This is a genomic window from Kribbella sp. NPDC051620, assembly GCF_044453825.1.
GTDB lineage: Bacteria > Actinomycetota > Actinomycetes > Propionibacteriales > Kribbellaceae > Kribbella.
In genome coordinates, this window is the sequence record NZ_JBITDB010000004.1 from 1,097,022 (window position 1) to 1,113,994 (window position 16,973).

Annotated in this window: 16 protein-coding genes; 7 read left to right on the top strand and 9 right to left on the bottom strand. The window is 66.2% G+C overall.

Annotated features, from left to right (window positions below):
* Window positions 1–300 precede the first annotated feature (300 nt).
* Both ACIA12_RS24255 and ACIA12_RS24260 read left to right on the top strand, forming a co-directional pair.
* A complete protein-coding gene (locus tag ACIA12_RS24255) occupies window positions 301–1,107 on the top strand; it encodes a hypothetical protein (protein ID WP_396369316.1) in 807 nt (268 codons plus the stop codon).
* 125 nt (window positions 1,108–1,232) lie between these two features.
* Window positions 1,233–2,669: a hypothetical protein gene (locus ACIA12_RS24260; RefSeq protein ID WP_396369317.1), complete on the top strand. Its 1,437-nt coding sequence runs from the start codon at window positions 1,233–1,235 to the stop codon at window positions 2,667–2,669.
* A gap of 500 nt (window positions 2,670–3,169) precedes the next feature.
* Here the strand turns inward: ACIA12_RS24260 and ACIA12_RS24265 are convergent, their stop codons facing one another.
* Window positions 3,170–3,781 (bottom strand): NUDIX domain-containing protein, encoded by a 612-nt coding sequence (locus ACIA12_RS24265; RefSeq protein WP_396369318.1) that lies wholly within the window; start codon window positions 3,779–3,781, stop codon window positions 3,170–3,172.
* 176 nt (window positions 3,782–3,957) lie between these two features.
* On the opposite strand from ACIA12_RS24265, the gene ACIA12_RS24270 reads away from it, so the two are divergent.
* Window positions 3,958–5,154: a serine hydrolase domain-containing protein gene (locus ACIA12_RS24270; RefSeq protein WP_396369319.1), complete on the top strand. Its 1,197-nt coding sequence runs from the start codon at window positions 3,958–3,960 to the stop codon at window positions 5,152–5,154.
* Here the strand turns inward: ACIA12_RS24270 and ACIA12_RS24275 are convergent.
* The 3 genes from ACIA12_RS24275 to ACIA12_RS24285 all read right to left on the bottom strand — a co-directional run bounded on the left by ACIA12_RS24275 (window position 5,129) and on the right by ACIA12_RS24285 (window position 7,693).
* Complete coding sequence (locus ACIA12_RS24275) at window positions 5,129–5,875, bottom strand: hypothetical protein (RefSeq protein ID WP_396369321.1); 747 nt, start codon at window positions 5,873–5,875, stop codon at window positions 5,129–5,131. The genes ACIA12_RS24270 and ACIA12_RS24275 overlap by 26 nt on opposite strands.
* The gene (locus tag ACIA12_RS24280) at window positions 5,872–6,474 is read right to left on the bottom strand and encodes a dihydrofolate reductase family protein (protein WP_396369322.1); all 603 of its coding nucleotides are present in this window, start codon (window positions 6,472–6,474) and stop codon (window positions 5,872–5,874) included. Before ACIA12_RS24280 ends, ACIA12_RS24275 begins: the two co-directional genes overlap by 4 nt.
* A gap of 382 nt (window positions 6,475–6,856) precedes the next feature.
* A complete protein-coding gene (locus tag ACIA12_RS24285) occupies window positions 6,857–7,693 on the bottom strand; it encodes a carbon-nitrogen hydrolase family protein (RefSeq protein WP_396369323.1) in 837 nt (278 codons plus the stop codon).
* Between the two features lie 312 nt (window positions 7,694–8,005).
* Here ACIA12_RS24285 and ACIA12_RS24290 point away from each other — a divergent pair, with 312 nt between their 5' ends.
* The gene (locus tag ACIA12_RS24290) at window positions 8,006–8,593 is read left to right on the top strand and encodes a GNAT family N-acetyltransferase (protein WP_396369324.1); all 588 of its coding nucleotides are present in this window, start codon (window positions 8,006–8,008) and stop codon (window positions 8,591–8,593) included.
* 4 nt (window positions 8,594–8,597) lie between these two features.
* Here ACIA12_RS24290 and ACIA12_RS24295 read toward each other — a convergent pair whose 3' ends face one another.
* The 3 genes from ACIA12_RS24295 to ACIA12_RS24305 form a co-directional block, all read right to left on the bottom strand.
* On the bottom strand, window positions 8,598–9,077 hold the full coding sequence (locus tag ACIA12_RS24295) for a hypothetical protein (protein WP_396369325.1): 480 nt from the start codon (window positions 9,075–9,077) through the stop codon (window positions 8,598–8,600).
* Between the two features lie 88 nt (window positions 9,078–9,165).
* Window positions 9,166–9,753, bottom strand: coding sequence for a DinB family protein (locus ACIA12_RS24300; RefSeq protein ID WP_396369326.1), 588 nt, complete (start codon window positions 9,751–9,753; stop codon window positions 9,166–9,168).
* Window positions 9,754–9,804: 51 nt separating this feature from the next.
* Window positions 9,805–11,478 (bottom strand): esterase-like activity of phytase family protein, encoded by a 1,674-nt coding sequence (locus ACIA12_RS24305; protein WP_396369327.1) that lies wholly within the window; start codon window positions 11,476–11,478, stop codon window positions 9,805–9,807.
* Between the two features lie 184 nt (window positions 11,479–11,662).
* On the opposite strand from ACIA12_RS24305, the gene ACIA12_RS24310 reads away from it, so the two are divergent.
* Complete coding sequence (locus ACIA12_RS24310) at window positions 11,663–13,264, top strand: alpha/beta fold hydrolase (RefSeq protein ID WP_396369328.1); 1,602 nt, start codon at window positions 11,663–11,665, stop codon at window positions 13,262–13,264.
* A gap of 312 nt (window positions 13,265–13,576) precedes the next feature.
* On the opposite strand, the gene ACIA12_RS24315 is transcribed toward ACIA12_RS24310, so the two are convergent.
* Together ACIA12_RS24315 and ACIA12_RS24320 are read right to left on the bottom strand one after the other, a co-directional pair.
* Window positions 13,577–14,242: a hypothetical protein gene (locus ACIA12_RS24315; protein WP_396369329.1), complete on the bottom strand. Its 666-nt coding sequence runs from the start codon at window positions 14,240–14,242 to the stop codon at window positions 13,577–13,579.
* A gap of 116 nt (window positions 14,243–14,358) precedes the next feature.
* On the bottom strand, window positions 14,359–14,856 hold the full coding sequence (locus ACIA12_RS24320; protein ID WP_396369330.1) for an SAM-dependent methyltransferase: 498 nt from the start codon (window positions 14,854–14,856) through the stop codon (window positions 14,359–14,361).
* Window positions 14,857–15,030: 174 nt separating this feature from the next.
* On the opposite strand from ACIA12_RS24320, the gene ACIA12_RS24325 reads away from it, so the two are divergent.
* Window positions 15,031–15,849 (top strand): phosphotransferase family protein, encoded by an 819-nt coding sequence (locus ACIA12_RS24325; protein WP_396369331.1) that lies wholly within the window; start codon window positions 15,031–15,033, stop codon window positions 15,847–15,849.
* Between the two features lie 100 nt (window positions 15,850–15,949).
* Entirely contained in the window at window positions 15,950–16,924 is a 975-nt protein-coding gene (locus tag ACIA12_RS24330; RefSeq protein WP_396369332.1) for a hypothetical protein, read from the top strand.
* Window positions 16,925–16,973 lie beyond the last annotated feature (49 nt).

Sequence of the window (16,973 nt, forward strand, 5' to 3'; positions counted from 1 at the left end):
TTCCTACTACCTGAAGCCGTGTGTTGCCTTGGCCGGCTGGTCTGGTGGTGAGTTGCCGGGAAAGCGACCGTTTGAAGCAGAACTCCCACCGCGGGTAATGCAACGTAAACATTATGTAAGCAACTCGCCTGATATGGACAGGGCCCCGGTGTAGTTCTACCTTAAGTACAGAGGTTCAGCGTGTCACCACCGAAGCTACTCCGCTAGATAAGTAGAGCGGAGTAGCCAGGGCCACCGATCGCCTGAGGCGAGAGGGTCGGCAGCCCATCCGGCGGGTCGTTTGACGAGAGCAGGTGCGCCATGAGTTCCGCAACCGGCGTGACCGATCCGATTCTCGCGCTCGAGATCGGCGAGTGGCGGACAGCTCAGCGTCTGCTGCGCGACGACCGCCGGTACGACGCGATGCTCGGCGCCGAGTTGCGGACGATCGCCCGGGCGATGGCCTACCGGGCGGCCGGCGAGCATGGCGCGGCCTGGTCCACGCTGGTCGTCACGGCGGCGAACTTCCGTCGCCGGTTCCCCAAGCTCCCCGTTCTGCGGCCCAACGGAATCGATGCCATCCAGCTCGCGCTGCCACCCGAACCCGAGCCGGGCAGCGCCGGCCGGCCGGCGTACGACACGATCCGGCTGATCTGCCGCGAGCAAGGAGAGCTGCGGCAGCTCCGCCGGCAGGCCGGTGAAAGCGCGAGCGGTCTGACCGAGGACCGGCGGATCCTGGTGCTCGCGTTCATCGAGGCTGTCTGCTGGGTGGAGCTCGACCTCGACACCTGGGCGCCGAAGAGCCCGCCGGACGACGAGATCGCAGTACAGGAGCGGCGGATCGCCGAGCTTGCCGACCGCCGGCGCGACGCCTTTCTGCGCAGCGCCTCCAACCTGCGACGGCTGGCCCGTCCGACGGCCGGCGACATGACCAAGTCGGTCTGGGACCGCGCCGATCAGTACTCCGGTCTGCGGTACCTGGCGCTCGGCGAGCTGGCCGGCCGGCCGCGGCCGCCATGGTCGGAGCCGGCCCTGCTGGGCCGGCTGCCGGTCCGGACCTGGGCGCGGAACGCCTGGCAGATGGCGCGAAGGCCGCAGTCCGACGGCCTTTACGGAACAACTGGTTGAGTCTTAACCTTTGACAACGGCCACGTTCCTTCGCGGTGGCAGACTTCGGGCCTTCATCCTCTTCAGGAGCATCCGGCCGGCGACGGTGTACCGCCTCGGTTGGCGCGTGAAAGTGAGGTCGACCTATGTTCGCCTTCGTGACCGCGCCGGAGTGCACGGTGCAGGACGCCTCGCCCGAGATCCAGGTGAGCGCGCCGGATCCCGGCGATCTGTGCTGGCCGACCGATCTCGGGACCGGTATCACCGTCGAGGTCGATCTGGCCCGCCCGCGGCGATGGCACTCGATCTCCATCGCCGAGTGGGAGCGGGCCGATCCCGCCTTGCTGGCTGCTCTGATCGGGCGGGACGCGAGCTGGCGGCTGGCCCGGATGCGCGCCGAGCTGCTCTCGTCGGACCGGCTTTCCCGCGAGGACGAGGTGACCGTCACCCTGGCGCCGACCAGCCCCTGGCTGCGGGTCGCCGTGATCGACGCGCTCGATCGATGGCTGCATCTCGACCTCGACCAGACGCTGGTGAACGCCGAGCGCGCGGTCGCCCGAGGTCGCGCGGCGACGACCTTCAGACCGGGGCCGCTGCGGGATCGCTTCCTCGGTGAGGCTTTGACGGCCGCGCGGTTCGCAGCAAGTGGACTGACCAGCAAGTTGTCCTCGCTCGCCGACTCGGCGGCGCCGTTGCCGATGGAGCTGTACTCCGGCCTGCGGCGGCTCACCAACGGCTACGCGGCGCTCCGCCGGGAAGGCGCCGACGGGCCGGACAAGGAGCTCGCCCGGGTGGCGAGGGCCTGGGCCGGACTCAAGGACAGGGTGCCGATCGCCAAGCGCGGTGCGAGCGACCACGCCTGTAGCGCGGCACAGTACGGCCTGCGGGACGAGGCTGCGACGAGCGGGACGGTCTTCACCAGCACGGTGGATCCACGCCAGCTGCCGGCCCGGGTCGTCGGCGATGGCGCATCGGTCACGGAGATCCGGATGGAGACGGTCTACGAGGACCGGGAGCCGGCGGTTCTCGTCACGGTTCCCGCGTTCTGTTCGCCTTTGCCGTCGGCCGTGGTGACGGATCGGCTCCTGGTGCGACTTGTGGATCGGAGCTCGGGCAAGGTCCATCAGCCTGCTCTGCTGAACCTGGTGACCGGTGACGAGGCCGACCAGTTGGGCGCTGATGCGCCGGTGTTCGCTCGCGTAGTACCGCTGCGTGGCGCGGCTCCGGAGAACGTCCGGGCCGATGTCTTCGTGGCGGACAGCGATCGGGCGCCGGTCAGCGCCGACACCGATGACGACCTGTTGCGTTCGCTGCGGTCGGTGTCGGTGTTGTCCGAGTGGCGATCGATGGCGGCCGAGGCACGGCTCAGCGGGGATCAGTTGGCACGCAAGCGCCGGCTGACGCAGTTGGTCGACGACCTGGCTTCGGCTGGCTCCGGGCAACCGCTGTTCCTCGGGGGGCCGACCCTTTCGGAGCTCGTCGCGCTGACCGAGTCGGCTGCTGCCGGTCCCGAATGGTCAACCACGCAAGGCCCCGCGGACCTCCTCGTCGCGGAACTCGCCGCGGCACACGCGAATCACTGACCAGTCGCCGACCATTCGCTGACCGGGCGATGCCGTCGGGGCATCGTTGTGCAGTGAAGCAGTAAAGATTGACGTGCAATAGGGGGTCAGGGGCAGCGTCTCTCACGAGGAAGGCGTCTGCTCCCTCGACCGAGGAGCGCGCCATGGCCCAACTTGACCTCCTGCCACCGCGACCGATCGTCGCCGTCGACCAGCTGACGCATGAGGCCTTGTCGGACTTCGTCTACGCGAGGCCTCCGCGCGACCGGCGCCGGGTCGCGCTGGCCCGGCGTACGACGGTGGCTTTGTGGTTGCTGCTGGCGGTCGGCATCTTCTGTTGCGTCGAGCTGCTCGCGATCATGGACAGTACTTCGGGATGCGGCGGAGCAGCTTGTTCGGCCGCCACGTTCGGCGGGCATCCCTTGGTCACACTTGTGCTCGCTGCGGTGGGTACCAGCGGGCTGCTCGTGGCGGCCGCCGTCACCCGTGGCTTCACTCGCGTGAGTGGAAACGCCTTCTGGCTAACGGTTCCCGCCGGGTTGACGCTCGCTTCCGTGGCCGGCCTGCTCGCTGTCTTGGTCGCGACGGCGCTGATCCTGATCGTCGCGATCCTCGCGGTGACCGTCTGCTGCGCCTTCTTCGCCGATCACAGCTGACCTGGCCAGCTTCAGCCACCGGGAGACCGGGGCGCCGGCCGGGAGGTCGCTGAGATCGACGGCCACCCATCGAGCCTCGATCAGCTCGGCATTCAGCCGGAACCCGGCCGCGGCCGGCGTCGCTGCGACGATCGTGAGATTGTCGAGCTTTCCTTCGAGCTCGGTCGTCAGGGTTCGCAGTACGGTCGGCGGCTGCTGGATCGTCAGCGCGAGCTCCTCGGCGACTTCGCGGACCGCTGCTTGTGCGGCAGTCTCTCGCTTCGGGTTGTAGCCACCGCCGGGCAGCCCCCAGCGGTCCTGATCCACATACGAATGCCGCACCGCCAAGCACTTTCCGGGATCCTCGGGATGAATCAGCAAAGCCTTGACCCCGTACGTGGTCGGCCGCCGCAGCCGCCACCAGAGCCGCAGCGCGCGATGCCCCCATTGCATCAGGCTGGGGCGAAGCACGGGTTTGGTCGCGGGTCGCGTGGTCACGCCGGTCAGCGTAGTTCCCGAAACATCACGATTCTCGCGCCACACGATCATCGCGCTCGGCGGCCATCGACCCTTGAGAGTCCCTCATCGGTCTGCCGGGGGCGGAGTGGGTGTTCCCCGGATGTGTCCGACGGTCTCCCCGGCGCAGGGTGGTTGCTTGACTGAGGGAGGTCGAGATGAAGCGGACGCTTCGGGTGTTGACGGCTGGGGTGGCGGTCTTGGCGGTGAGTGTGGCGCCGGCTGTCGCCAGTGCAACGGTTGGTGCTGGTGCTGGTGCTGGTGCTGGTGCCGGTGCGGGTGCGGGTGCGGGTGCGGCTGCCGGTGCGGCGGCTAGGGGTGGGGCTGTCGGGGTGGATCGGGGTGGGTTGCAGCGGGGGCTGGATGGGGTGGTGGCTGGTACGGCGGTGGGGGCGTTGGCGGAGGTACGGGATGACGAGGGGGTGTGGCGGGGGGCCAGTGGGGTTGCAGTGATGGGGACTTCGCGGGCGGTACCGGTTGATGGGCTGTTCCGGGTGGGGAGTATCACCAAGACGTTCGTCGCCACCGTGCTGCTGCAGCTGGTCGACGAGGGACGGTTGCGGCTGGATGACTCGGTCGAGCGGTGGTTGCCCGGGGTCGTACCCAACGGGCGGAACATCACCTTGCGGCAGTTGCTCAACCACACCAGCGGTTTGTACGACTACGTCCGGACTCTCGCGATGCCACCTTCGCCGGAGTTCTTCGCCGGCCGTTGGCGGACGTGGACCGCTTCCGAGCAGATCAGCCAGGCACTGGCCCACCCGCCGACGTCGGAGGTGCCGGGTTCGGAGTACGCGTACTCGAATACGGGTTATCTCCTGCTCGGGGAGGTCATCCAGAAGGTGACGGGACGGACGTACGGGCAGGAGATCGGACGTCGGGTGATCCGGCCGCTGGGGTTGCGCGGGACCGTAGTACCGGGGACGTCGCCGTGGATTCCTGGGCCGCATCCGTACGGCTATCTGCCGACGGACCTGAGCCTGACGCGCTACATCGACTACACGGAACTGAACCCGACCCTGTTCGGCGCGGGCGGCGACATGATCTCGACAACCAAGGACCTCAACCGCTTCTTCGCCGCCTTGCTGGGCGGTCGCCTGCTCCCGAAGCACCTGCTGAAGGAGATGAGGACTGCCGGTACACCCACCCGCGACTACGGCCTGGGCCTGTCCTGGAAAACCACTACCTGCGGCATCCGCGTCTACGGCAACGATGGCGATGCCCTTGCCTACAACGCCTGGTCTTTCTCCACCACCGATGGCCGGCACCAGGTCACGATCGCCCTCACTCCGAATTTCCGTGGCGACCCTGACACTGTGGTCAACACCTTTATAAACAAGGCAATCTGCGGCTGAACAGACTTCCGTGATTGTCGATCTGGAGGTTCGAGCCGGTGGCGGCCAGCAGCGACCAGAGCAGTAGCTGGTTTGCCTCCAGGACCAATTGGCCGGTGCGGCGTTCGAGTTCTTCGATCGTTGAGGCGGCGCGGAAGCCGTTGCCGGCGAAGAAGATGGCCTCGGTCGAGGTGTCTACATGGGTGCTGACGTACTCGATCACCTGCTCGGGCAGCACCTGTGCCGGGTCCTTGGGGAGCGAGGTCGCGGTCAGGGTGACGGCGTCGAGTTCCTGATCGTGGAAGTACTCGGCGCCGAGCTCCGTCATCTCGTCCTCGAACCACGGTGGATGGATCAGCGCGACCCGGCGTACGCCGAACGCCTTCAAAGCCTGCGATGCGGCGAGCCCGCTCGTCACAACCGGTACGCCGGCCAGCTCCCGGAGACGTCTGGCCAACTCGACCTCGGCCGCGGACCCGATCGCATAACCGGAGGTGGTCGACGCATAGGCGATGACATCGACCGACGCCTCCACAAGCGCCTCGAGTGCCGGCCGCAGGGCTGAAGGAGTCGCCAGCGTACGAAGATCAGCAGCCGCCGAGGGAGGCGCCGGCCTGGTGGAGTCCTCGAGCTGCGACACGCGAGCGACCACCACGTCGAGACGTGCCGACGCCATCTCGGGGATCTCGACTTCAGGGCCCGGCGCGGCGTGCGGCGTCAGCACCCCGACCGTGAGCCTCACGGCGATACTGGGAAGACGAGGTGGGTGACCCGATCGCCCTGAACGCACGTCGTCGGGTTGCCGAGCACGGCCTCGCCTGAAGCGAGCTGGCCGAAGAAAGGCCGGTTGCCCTCGCCCATCACCACCGGCACCAGGTCGACGGCCACTTCGTCGAGCAACCCCAGGTCCAGGCATTGCCGAGCGATGGTCCCACCCGCCACGGCGACCACCTTGTCACCGGCCAGCTCCTGCGCTCGTACGATCGCCGCCTCCACCCCGTCGGTCACGAAGTCGAACGGCGCGTCGGGGTGAGCCTCGACCCACTCCGTCGGCACCCGGTGCGTCACCACCACGACAGGCACATCCAACGTATGCCGCCCCCGCCACCCCTCAGCCACGTCGAACAACGTCCGCCCGCAAACCAGCGCGCCGAGCGACGACGTCCACTGCCGCAGGTGTTCCGCGCTCTGCGGGGTGAGGTGAATGGCGAAGTCGCCGGCCGGAGTCGGCATCTCCACCTCGCCGTTCTGCAGCCAGTCGAACAACCGCCCGATGCTGTTGTCCTGCTTGGCGACATACCCATCCAACGACATGTTCGCCTGCGCCACTACCTTGCCCATGCTGCCTCCTCCTCAGATCTGCCGCTCTCACTGTCCCGGCATCGACGGTCACCCACCGCCCTCACTCTGTCCGACAGCCGCAACCCAGTCGTCACCAGATCTGATGGTCTTGAGTCCCGGCGGCATATCCCTCAACCACCGCACACCCGCCCCCACGCCACCACCTTGAGCACCGACCAGTCGCCCCTACGCCGATTGCGCGGCTGCCCCGTGCTCAAAGTCAACGATCGGATCCGGGGCAGTCGACTTTGAGCACCCCGCAGTCGCCGGAACGACGTCCTGGCGACTACTCGGTGCTCAAAGTCGACGCCGGTCGGCCGGTCGGTTGGGGTGGGGGCGATGCGCCCCACCCGCAGTGCGCGTGCGGGTGGGGCGGCTAGGCCTAGGAGTTGATGCGGTCCCGGGTTTTGCGGCGGAAGTCGCGGCCTACTTGGATGACCTCGGCTCGGTGCAGGTCGGTGACCGCGATTCCCGGCGTACTGTCCGCAGGGCCCTGGACTGTCCAGTTGCCGGCTGGGTCGGAGATGCCCGAGTTGATGCCCGCGCCCGGGTTGGCGGGGACAGCGAGGCTGACCCAGTAGGTGTTGCTGACGGCGTGCCCGCGAGCCTGGACTCCGATGTGCTCGTTGTGGTCGACGCCTGTGCTCGCGTACGAGACCAGTACGCCGTCAACCTCGAGCCGGTCGTACTCCGTGAACAGTTCGGCGAACAGTACGTCCAGCCCGCAAGCGAGTCCGAACCGGTACCCGTCGACCTCGAAGGTGACCGGCTTGTCCCCAGGCGTGTACATCCAGGTGGCCTTCGTCGTCGACAGCATGCGTTCGTCGTACCGGCTGACGATCTTGCCCTGGTCGGATACGACGTACATGCTGCTGTACGGACGCGCCGGCTCGGGCAACCGGTGTACCGACGGCAGGACCGTCCAGATCCCCAACTCACCCGCCAGCTTGGCGATGCTGTCGAGCTCGGACTGGAGCACGGCCCACTCGGCCTTGCTCCAGTCGGACGGGCCGATCTCGTCGGGGCCTTCGGACATGATCACCTTGTCCGGGAAGCAGAGCGCTCCCTCGGTGAAGTGCACCAGGCGAGCCCCGTTGTGGGCCGCCTCCTTCATCAGGCCGCGTACTTCGGCAGCGCTCGCACGCAGCCCGTCGGCGTCGGTGGGGTCGATCCGGACCGTCGACTGGGCGACGGCGATCCGCAGGGTGGTTTCCGGCATCTTTTCTCCTGGTGGAGTCGGACGGAAGTGCCGGAGGGCAGCCGTGTAGGACTCGCCCGTTTTGGCGGCGCGGGCTCGAACCCGTCGCTTGAAGTTCCTGTGCGCTGTCATCTGGCCTTCCACGCACTCGCACGCGATCCCCCAGCGATCCCGCCCGAGGCGACAGACCAGGACGAGCGGCCCGAGACCAGAGATCCCTTTGCCTTCTCAGCGGACCAGGCTGGGGCCGGTCAACGAAGGTGAGGCGCGGACCGCGCCGACCCACATCCTCGCCGACAGCCGGGCCCCGGGTCAACTGTCCTATGCTGCAACATGGCGAAGATCGCGGTGCAGCTGGACAAGCTCACGACCCGGGCGCTGACGCCCGAGACCTGGCCCGCGTTCGCGGATCTTGCCGAGCGGCACAACGGGGTGTGGGGCGGGTGCTGGTGCACCTTCTTCCACACGATGGAGAGCGAGAAGACGCACGACGCCGAGGACAACCGGGCGCTCAAACAACGCCTTGTCGCGGAGGGGCGGGCCCATGCGGCGCTGGTCTTCGACGGCGCGGAGGCGGTGGGCTGGTGCGAGTACGGGCCGCCGGCGGAGCTGCCGAACATCAACCACCGCAAGGAATACGACGCGAAACTCGTCACGCCACCCGACTACCGGTTGACGTGTTTCTTCGTCGATCGCAGATACCGCAAGCAGGGTGTTGCGGCGGTGGCACTGCGTGGCGCGTTGGAGTTGATCGCCCAAGCCGGCGGCGGAGTCGTCGAGGCGTATCCGCAGGACACCGGCGGCAAGCAGATCACCGCGTCGTTCCTCTACAGCGCGACCCGCAGCATGTTCGCGGACGCCGGGTTCACCTACGTTCGCCCTAAAGGCAAGAACCACTGCGTCATGACGAGAACGATCTAGGCGCTCAGTTCAGCTGGGACGAGCCTGGGCCGGGCTGCGGCTGGCCGGGGTACGGCTGGGTGGGCTCACCGGCGTACGGCTGCGTCTGGTCGTACGGCGACGGCTGTGCGTACGGCTGGGGCTGCGCCGGAGTGTTGGGGTAGGGCTGTTGTGGGGGAACGCCCTGGTACTGCTGGGCGTGGGCGCCCTGGTACGGCTGCGGGGGCGTCTGCTTGGCCATCACCGAGCGGACGAAGTTGACCACCAGCAGCGCAGGCAGGATGAAGGCCTGGAAGAACATCATGTAGCTGCCACCGTCGAAGATGAACCCCAGGTAGATCCCGTACCCGAGGAAGGCGACTCCGGCCAGCACACCCAGCGCGCGCGACCCCGCCGACTGCTCGCCCTTGTTGATCGCCCCGAGCACGACCATCACGATGCCGCTGAGACACAGCAACACGACGTACCACGAAAAGACCGGATCGAGCCCGAAATCAAGATTCACAACAATCCCCACCCTAGTGAAAACCCCACCTCAACGGCCGAACGCTACGTGACGCCGCCCGCCCGCCACCACTCAATTGCAGCTTTTGTCATTCCGCCCCGGCGCCGGCCGCCCTGGCGACCCGTTCGATCTCCAGCCGCCGGCTTTCCCAGAAGGCCGCGTCGGGCTGCGAGTTCGCGCGCCGGGGGATCGTACCGATCGAGCCGTCGAGTTGCTCGCGCAGGATGTCGGCGTGGCCGGCATGACGGCTGGTCTCGCTGAGCATGTGGACCAGGATGTCGAACAGCGTGACGGTCGGCGTCGGCCACCACGGCACCTCGCCGGGAGCATCGATGGCAAGGGCAACGATCGTCGCGTCCGAGTGCTCCCAGACGCGCCGGTACCGCCCGATGATCTCCTCGCGCGTCTCGTCCTCGGTCGCCCACATGTCGGTACCGCGCGCCTCCAGGTCGTCCCACGGGGGCAGCACCTCCGGGAACGGACGGCCGAAGACCTCCCCGAAGTACCGGGACTCGTAGAGCGCCAGGTGCTTGACCAGGCCGAGCAGGTTCGTCCCGGTCGTTGTCAGCGGGCGGCGTACGTCGTACTCCGGCAACCCGTCGAGCTTCCAGACCACCGCCGCCCGGAGGTCGCGCAGCTCACCGTGCAGGAACTCCTTCGCGTGTTCATCGATCATGCGCAAAGGCTGCCATGCCGGGCCTGCGTCGACAGGCCCGGCATGGCGAGGTCAGCGGACGTGGATCGTGACCGTGGCGGTCTTCAGGACGGCTGGGAGCTTGGTGGTGTCGACCTTGAGGATCTCGGCGTTGTCGGCCTTGCCGGTGGGCGGCAGCACCTTCTGGTGGACCGTCCACTTGCCATCCGGGTCAACCACGATCGAGTCGATGCCGAAGTCGTCGTCGTTGGACAGGTACAGCGTCCGGCCGCCGTCCGTCGTCGCGACGCCCTCGACCTTGTCGTGCCCGAAGAACTTGCCGGTCGGGTCGAGTTGGCTCACCAGCGTGCCGACGGCGACGTACGGCTGCTTCAGAGCAACCTGTACGCCGGCACCGGTCAGCGCCGCGAGCGCAGCATTCGTCCCAGCCTGTCCGACGAACGCCTCAGGTGACTTCCCGAGGATCGTCAGCCCGCTGACATCCGTGGCGCCGTTGATGTCGACCGCGTTGAGGCTCTTCAGCGCGAACGGCTCGAAGTTCCCATCCCGCTCGTCGACGAGGAACTTGGTGTTCGTCAGCGCCGTGATCTCGCTGCTCGCGCCACCGGTCGACTTCGGATCGTCGAGCAGGTACAGGTACTGCTTGGTCTTGTACGTCCGCAGGTCGATCGTCACGATCCGACTCGGCGAGACGTTGCCCGGCTTGATCGTGCCCAGGTCCGGCTGCTGCAGCGCGGACTGCATCACGCCCACGAGCGTCGACCCGTCCGGCGTGACCGTCAGCCCCTCCATCCCCTTGTTCTTGGCGCGAAACGCGAGCTCCGCCGGCAGGTACCCGATGATCTTGTGGAACGCGTTGTCCGGGCTGTTCCGGTACGGCGTGAGCCGCCCCAACTCGTAGCCGTCGGCATCGAAGTGCGTGACGTAAGGCCCGTATTCGTCCGAAACCCAGAACGTCCCGTCCGGCAACGCGACCAGGCCCTCCGAGTCATACCCATACGGATCCCTGGCGACCGGTACCGGCGTACCGCCGTTCGCGTTGGTGGCGGCGACGTCATCGATCACCTCGCTGGTGTCATGCGGCGGCCGCCCGCTGTACTTCACCCCGCCAAGGCTTTTCGGCCCCTTCAGGGTGACCACACTCTGCAGCCGTGCCTTGCCGTCGACCAGCTTGAACCTGCCGATCTGCGGCGTGAAGTCGAGCAGCATCTCGGACTTGTTGCCGTCCGGCGCATCCGCGTTGGGTCCGCGGTCGGTCAGCCCGTAGAACGAGCCGGCCTTCCCCGGTACTGCGGTGAGCGCCGACCCATAACCCGCCCCGGAGATCTCCGTCGTCGTCCCACCCGGCCCCGCCACCTCCGCCAGCGGCGGCAACGGCTCCCCGTTCGACTGCGTGCTCTTGAACAACTGGACAGCGTCAGAAGCCGTGTAGGTAAAGGTGTCCACACCCTTGAACCCAGCCTTGGGCACATACGCGAACGTCCCGTCCGCGTCCACCGAAACCGTGCCGTTGGCCGGATCGGTATGCCGCACGACCGCCGTTGCACCGTGGTCGTTCCGCAGCACGTTGCCGTTCACCCGGCCATGCCCGGAGAACCCGTCGCCGACCACCCGGAAGTCATGCGACGGATTGGCCGGCCAGCCAGCGGCCTGGGTCGCGACGGTGCCGGTGCCGACCACGGCAGCGGCGGCACCGATCGCGACGGCGATCCGGGTGCGCCGACGGAGAAAGAGTCGTGAAGTCATACCCCTGAACTTGTCCGGCACCGATGAATTTCGGGCCGACCTTCGATGAACTCTCAGCTGCCGCCTTACGACGCGGTCGCCCCATCCACTAAAAGCAGTCGCGTTGTCACTGTCTGTGCTTGAATTGCCAACACCCTTGCCACTGTCAGTGGTGCGGGTTCAGGATGCGTCGGGGAGGAAACATATGAGAATCCGTCGTTTGGTTGTTGCAGCCACCATTTCGTCCGCACTGGTCGCCGGGGTGGTATCGATCCCCGCCGCGACCGCGGTACCGTCGTCGCCCCCTGCCTCGGCAGGCTATACGCCGCCACCCATCGCGTGGGGCGCATGCACCGTTCCACGCCTGGTGAATGCCGGCGCGCAATGTGGCTTCGTCACCGTACCGCTCGACTACGACCGTCCGAACGGCACGAAGATCCAGCTCGCGGTGTCCCGGGTGAAGCACAAGACGCCCGACGCGCAGGCGCAGGGCCCGATGCTGGTCAACCCGGGTGGTCCGGGCGGCTCCGGCCTGATCTACGCGATCTTCGGCGACTTCGTTCCGGCCGGCGCCGGTGACGCGTACGACTGGATCGGCTTCGACCCCCGCGGCGTCGGCGCGAGCAAGCCCGCGCTGAGCTGCATCCCGGACGTTGCCGGCTACAACCGTCCGTACTACGTGCCGATCACGCCGAAGATCACGCAGACCTGGATCAACCGCTCCAAGGCCTACGCGAAGGCCTGTGACGCCAACCAGCACGCTCTGCTCGGCCACCTCAAGACCATCGACTCGGCGCGCGACATGGAGAGCATCCGCAAGGCGCTCGGCGCACCGCAGATCAACTTCTACGGGTTCTCCTACGGGACGTACCTCGGCCAGGTCTACGGAACGCTCTACCCGTCGCATCTGCGCCGCGCCATCTTCGACGGCGTCGTCGACGCGCGCAAGGTCTGGTACCAGGCGAACCTCGACCAGGACATCGCCTTCAACAAGAGCATCAAGGTGTTCTTCGCGTACGTCGCCGCGCACGACTCGACCTGGCACCTCGGCAAGACCGAGGCCGCCGTCGAGCGCCGCTACTACTCCGAACTGCACAAGCTGATCGGCCACCCGGCCGACGGCAAGATCGGCCCCGACGAGTGGAACGACATCTTCACCCAGGCCGGGTACTACGTGTACGGCTGGGTAGACGTCGCCGACGCCTTCGCAGCCTGGGTCCACGACCGTAACGCCGCACCGCTGGTCGAGCTCTACGGCGGCCCGCCCTTCGACGACAACGGCTACGCCATCTACCTCGGCGTCCAGTGCACCGACACCCAGTGGCCGACCAACGCCAAGAAGGTATGGATCGACAACTGGCGCACCTACGCCCAGGCGCCGTTCCTGACCTGGGGCAACGCCTGGTTCAACGCCCCCTGCGCCTACTGGCCCGCCAAGGCCGGCCGCCCCGTCAAGATCGACGGCAGCAAGGTCAAGAGCCTCCTGCTGATCAACGAAACCCTCGACGCGGCCACCCCGTACTCCGGAGCCCTGCAAACCCGCAAGATCTTCCCCCACTCCTCCCTCATCGAAGGCGTAGGCGGAACCACCCACGCAGGCTCCCTCTCCGGCGTAACCTGCACCGACGACCGAATCGTCGCCTACCTACAAACCGGAGCCCTGCCACCCCGCAAGCCCGGCAACCACTCCGACCTCCAGTGCGACCCGGTCCCAGCCCCCGAACCAGCAGCAGCCCTGGCCCCCACAGCCAAGTCCGCCGCCAACTCAAAGGCCGCCCTTAGGGCATCCCTACCGACCTACCGCTGACGAACGGACGGCGAAGGACGCCCACGCGCCCTTCGCCGTCCGCTCCTTCGTCGCTCCCAGCTCCGGGACGCTCCCACCCACCCCTATTTCCGCTCCTGCGTCGCGCGATGCCGCTCCTGCGTCGCGGTCGTCGCCCGGTGCGTGATGTCCTTAGGGCCGAACCCGTAGCCGTCCGCTCGGCCGGCGAAGCGACTGACCTCAACGAGTCCTCACGGCGTGAGGACGCCGAGCTGGTCCGCCACCTCGATCACTTCACCGAGCAACTCGAGCCATTCGTTGCCCAAGGCGCTGGCCTTCCGGAGCTGGAGTGCCCTAGCTCGGGATGGGCGGCGCCGGTGATCTCCGTCGCGCTGCGCGTAGCACTCCGATGACTGCGCCGATGAGCCACAGCGCGAACACCACGGATGCCATCCCGCCGCTCCAGAAGCCGGTCAGACACAGTACGGCGACGGCATAGGACACCCAGACGGCCCACGACGGCAGGGCGCCTGCCTGCTGGGCGATTCGCGTCGTCACGGCGACCAGCACACCGCAGCCGATCAGCCCGGTGAGCGCGAGGACTTGCCCCGACATACCGAGCGCGCGGACCGTGTCCGGGTCGGCGGTGAACTCGTCCGACCAGGCCGCGAACGCGCTCCCCACATCGAGTGACACACCGGTGATGATCAGCCCGCCGAACATCGCAGCAGCCGGCACGATCGCATGCGCGAGCGGGTCGCCACCGGACAGTCGATCCAGCACCCACCGCAGACCGGTCGCGAACCAGAGCAGCATCGCGACCCCCGCGGCCAGCACAGGCGGCGCGAATCCCGCGGCGGCCTGCCGCGCATCGTCGTTGAGCCTCTCGAGGATGGCCGCATCCGACATACCGGGCTCGTCGACGCCGACCAGATAGCCCAGCACCACCCCCGCGACGAGCAACACAATCGAAGCCGCGCCCGCCCATCCAGCGCGTCGAAGAGCTCGTGACTCACCCATGCCGCCTCCCACGACCCAGCGCCACCCCAAGTCTGCGCGCCCCCCGAACCACCAGCAAGGGGCTGATGTCAGGGCTTCAACAACTCGGCGGCAGTGATGCCGACCTCGAAAAGGATCTAGAGATCGGCGTGCCCTTCCGGCGGCGCGAAGTACTTGGCAAGCATCTCCGTCGGCCAACTGGGCTGGCGGATCGGGCCCCGAGGACCGAAGTCGGCAAACCAGGGCTTGATGTCGAGGACCGGCGTGCCATCAACCGCATCCAGCTCTTCGACATGCAGGTCCAGACCATCGACCTCGAGAAGCCGGCACCGAGACACTCCCAACCAGTTAGGCCGCCGCATGTTGCGATGGGCAAAGATCCCCGCCACCGGCCAGTCCGGGTTGTTGCGGGCCGAGCGTGCGTCGAGAGGAGGGTCCGATTGGTCAGTCACGTGAAAGTGAAAGACCACCTCCAAATGAGAAAACTCCTCAAGCCCCTTCGTCGACTCGGCATCAAGCCGCGGATCATCGATGCGAATGATCGCCCGAGTACCACCCCAGTAATCGTCGGTAGGCTCAACCCGCCCACCAACAACATGAGCAACAGGCTGCAGCGTAATCGACTGCTCAGTCATGGATTCCCTTGCAAGTAAGGCGCCGTCAGCAATCGACCGCGCTGAGGTGAACACCACGATGCCTCTAGGCAACGTGGCTCCCATTCAGACTAGATACCGCGAGCTTCTTGGCTACCGCGGCCTCGCCGAAAATAGGGGGACCGAACAGGATCACAAAGGTAGCCTCACCAGATCATGGAGATCCCTGACGTCACCCGCGCGATCGCCGCCGTGACTTCCCTCGCCACATCGCTCAACCTGCCCACCACCGACGCAACCGTTCTCCACAACTCCAACAAACTGGCCGTGCGGCTAACACCATGCGACGTCCTGGCAAGGGTCGCTCATGTAGGCCAAGAGGTTGCCAAACTCGAAGTAGAGCTCGCTCAACGCCTCATCGAGACCGGAAGCCCAGTAGGCGCCCTCGAGCCCCGAGTAGACCCCCTTGTGTACACCTGCGACGGCTTCGCAATAACCCTGTGGACCTACTACGAGCCCGCAACCCCTCCCGTCACACCAGCCGACTACGCCAAGGCGCTGCAACATCTACACGCAGGCATGCGCAAGCTCGACGTAGCGACCCCACACTTCACAGATCGAATCGCCGGGGCCCAAAAAATCGTCGCCACCCCGGACCTCTCACCCGACCTCCCCGCCGCAGACCGCATATTCCTCAGCGACAAACTGACCACCCTGCGCCGAGCCATCGAGAACCGCAGCGGCCCCGAGCAGCTACTACACGGCGAACCACACCCAGGCAACCTACTCAGCACCAAGCACGGCCCACTTTTCATCGACTTCGAAACCACCTGCCGCGGCCCGATCGAGTTCGACCTGGCCCACGCCCCCGAAGAGGTCTGCAACTACTACCCAGACCTCAACCAAGCCCTGCTAGCCGACTGCCGACAACTCGTCCTCGCCATGGTCGCCGCCTGGCGCTGGGACCACACCGACCAGTTCCCAAACGGCAGACAATCCGGCCAAGAACTCCTCCGCTCACTACGAGAGGCCTAACCCCGGAGCCTTCGCCGCAGCAAGGTTCCAATTGTTGGCGCCGTAGGTTGGGGACAGGCTTGTGCTAGTGCAATGGCAGTGCGTGGGGCATCATCTCCCCATGGTCGACGATGCTGTGCCGGAAGATCTGAAGGACGCCGTAGGGCAGCTCCGAGAAGCTATCCAGAAGCTTGGCAACGATGAAGGTTCCGAAGCGTTTGGAAATCCTACCTACGACAAGTACGGGCGAACCCGCCTGATGGGTGCGGCCAATCGCCTGATCGCGGCACTTCAGGTCGGACTCAGCGGCGATGTCCTGCTAGCGGAGAGATTCGACAAAGGTATTATTCGCGCCTTCGCCAGAGTCGTTGGTGACCTGGCTTTCGGTGACATCTGGAGTGAATCCAAGGCATTCGAAGTTGCGTACGAAATCGAACTGGCAATCAATCAACAAACATCGAAACTCATACGGCCTGATTCGGTATACCGGGAAAACCCAAGTCGATATAAAGAACTCCTTCGTATCGACCATGAAGCCGAATCGGCAGCTACCGGGATCAAGCAGGAGCAGCACCTGCTCAGTCAGGTCGCGCGAGTAGACGAGATCGTCAATGATGTCGAACAGGCCGCTGGCGTTGTCGCCGATAGTGAACTGGCTAAAGCGTTCAGCGATCACGAGCGGGCCGAGGCTGAATCTGCAAACCGTTTCAGAATCGGCGCGATAGCCATCCTGATGGGAATTGTCGCCTTCTCGACCTATACGGCGATAGAAATTCCAGCAACTCTAGGATCATCTCTTGCGCATGTAGGTATCGCCTTCTCGGGCTTAGCTGCGTTCGCCTACCTGTCCCGTGAGTCCGCCCAACATCGCAAGGTCGCGAGATGGTCGGCGATGATGGCGGTGCAACTCAAAACCCTGAGCGCCTTTTCTGCCGGCCTTAGCGAAGGTCAGCGAGAAAACCTTCGATCTCAGTTCGGCCAAAGAGTGTTCTCGGAGATGCCAACTTCCGGCGTCGACACGCCGTCCAACGGCGCTGACTTCAGTCCGACCATCCAGGCGGTGGTGGATATTTTGAAGTCCGCCCGCGCAAATTGAGATCGTTGACCGAGCCAACTGTCAGTCCCCGCGCGAGCTTCCTGCTGCC

What these genes read in the sequence shown, in the direction of transcription:
- ACIA12_RS24255 (WP_396369316.1), top strand. Translation starts at nt 301, where the DNA reads ATGAGTTCCGCAACCGGCGTGACCGATCCGATTCTCGCGCTCGAGATC.
- ACIA12_RS24260 (WP_396369317.1), top strand. Translation starts at nt 1,233, where the DNA reads ATGTTCGCCTTCGTGACCGCGCCGGAGTGCACGGTGCAGGACGCCTCG.
- ACIA12_RS24270 (WP_396369319.1), top strand. Translation starts at nt 3,958, where the DNA reads ATGAAGCGGACGCTTCGGGTGTTGACGGCTGGGGTGGCGGTCTTGGCG.
- ACIA12_RS24280 (WP_396369322.1), bottom strand. Translation starts at nt 6,474, where the DNA reads ATGGGCAAGGTAGTGGCGCAGGCGAACATGTCGTTGGATGGGTATGTC.
- ACIA12_RS24285 (WP_396369323.1), bottom strand. Translation starts at nt 7,693, where the DNA reads ATGCCGGAAACCACCCTGCGGATCGCCGTCGCCCAGTCGACGGTCCGG.
- ACIA12_RS24290 (WP_396369324.1), top strand. Translation starts at nt 8,006, where the DNA reads ATGGCGAAGATCGCGGTGCAGCTGGACAAGCTCACGACCCGGGCGCTG.
- ACIA12_RS24300 (WP_396369326.1), bottom strand. Translation starts at nt 9,753, where the DNA reads ATGATCGATGAACACGCGAAGGAGTTCCTGCACGGTGAGCTGCGCGAC.
- ACIA12_RS24305 (WP_396369327.1), bottom strand. Translation starts at nt 11,478, where the DNA reads ATGACTTCACGACTCTTTCTCCGTCGGCGCACCCGGATCGCCGTCGCG.
- ACIA12_RS24310 (WP_396369328.1), top strand. Translation starts at nt 11,663, where the DNA reads ATGAGAATCCGTCGTTTGGTTGTTGCAGCCACCATTTCGTCCGCACTG.
- ACIA12_RS24315 (WP_396369329.1), bottom strand. Translation starts at nt 14,242, where the DNA reads ATGGGTGAGTCACGAGCTCTTCGACGCGCTGGATGGGCGGGCGCGGCT.
- ACIA12_RS24320 (WP_396369330.1), bottom strand. Translation starts at nt 14,856, where the DNA reads ATGACTGAGCAGTCGATTACGCTGCAGCCTGTTGCTCATGTTGTTGGT.
- ACIA12_RS24325 (WP_396369331.1), top strand. Translation starts at nt 15,031, where the DNA reads ATGGAGATCCCTGACGTCACCCGCGCGATCGCCGCCGTGACTTCCCTC.
- ACIA12_RS24330 (WP_396369332.1), top strand. Translation starts at nt 15,950, where the DNA reads ATGGTCGACGATGCTGTGCCGGAAGATCTGAAGGACGCCGTAGGGCAG.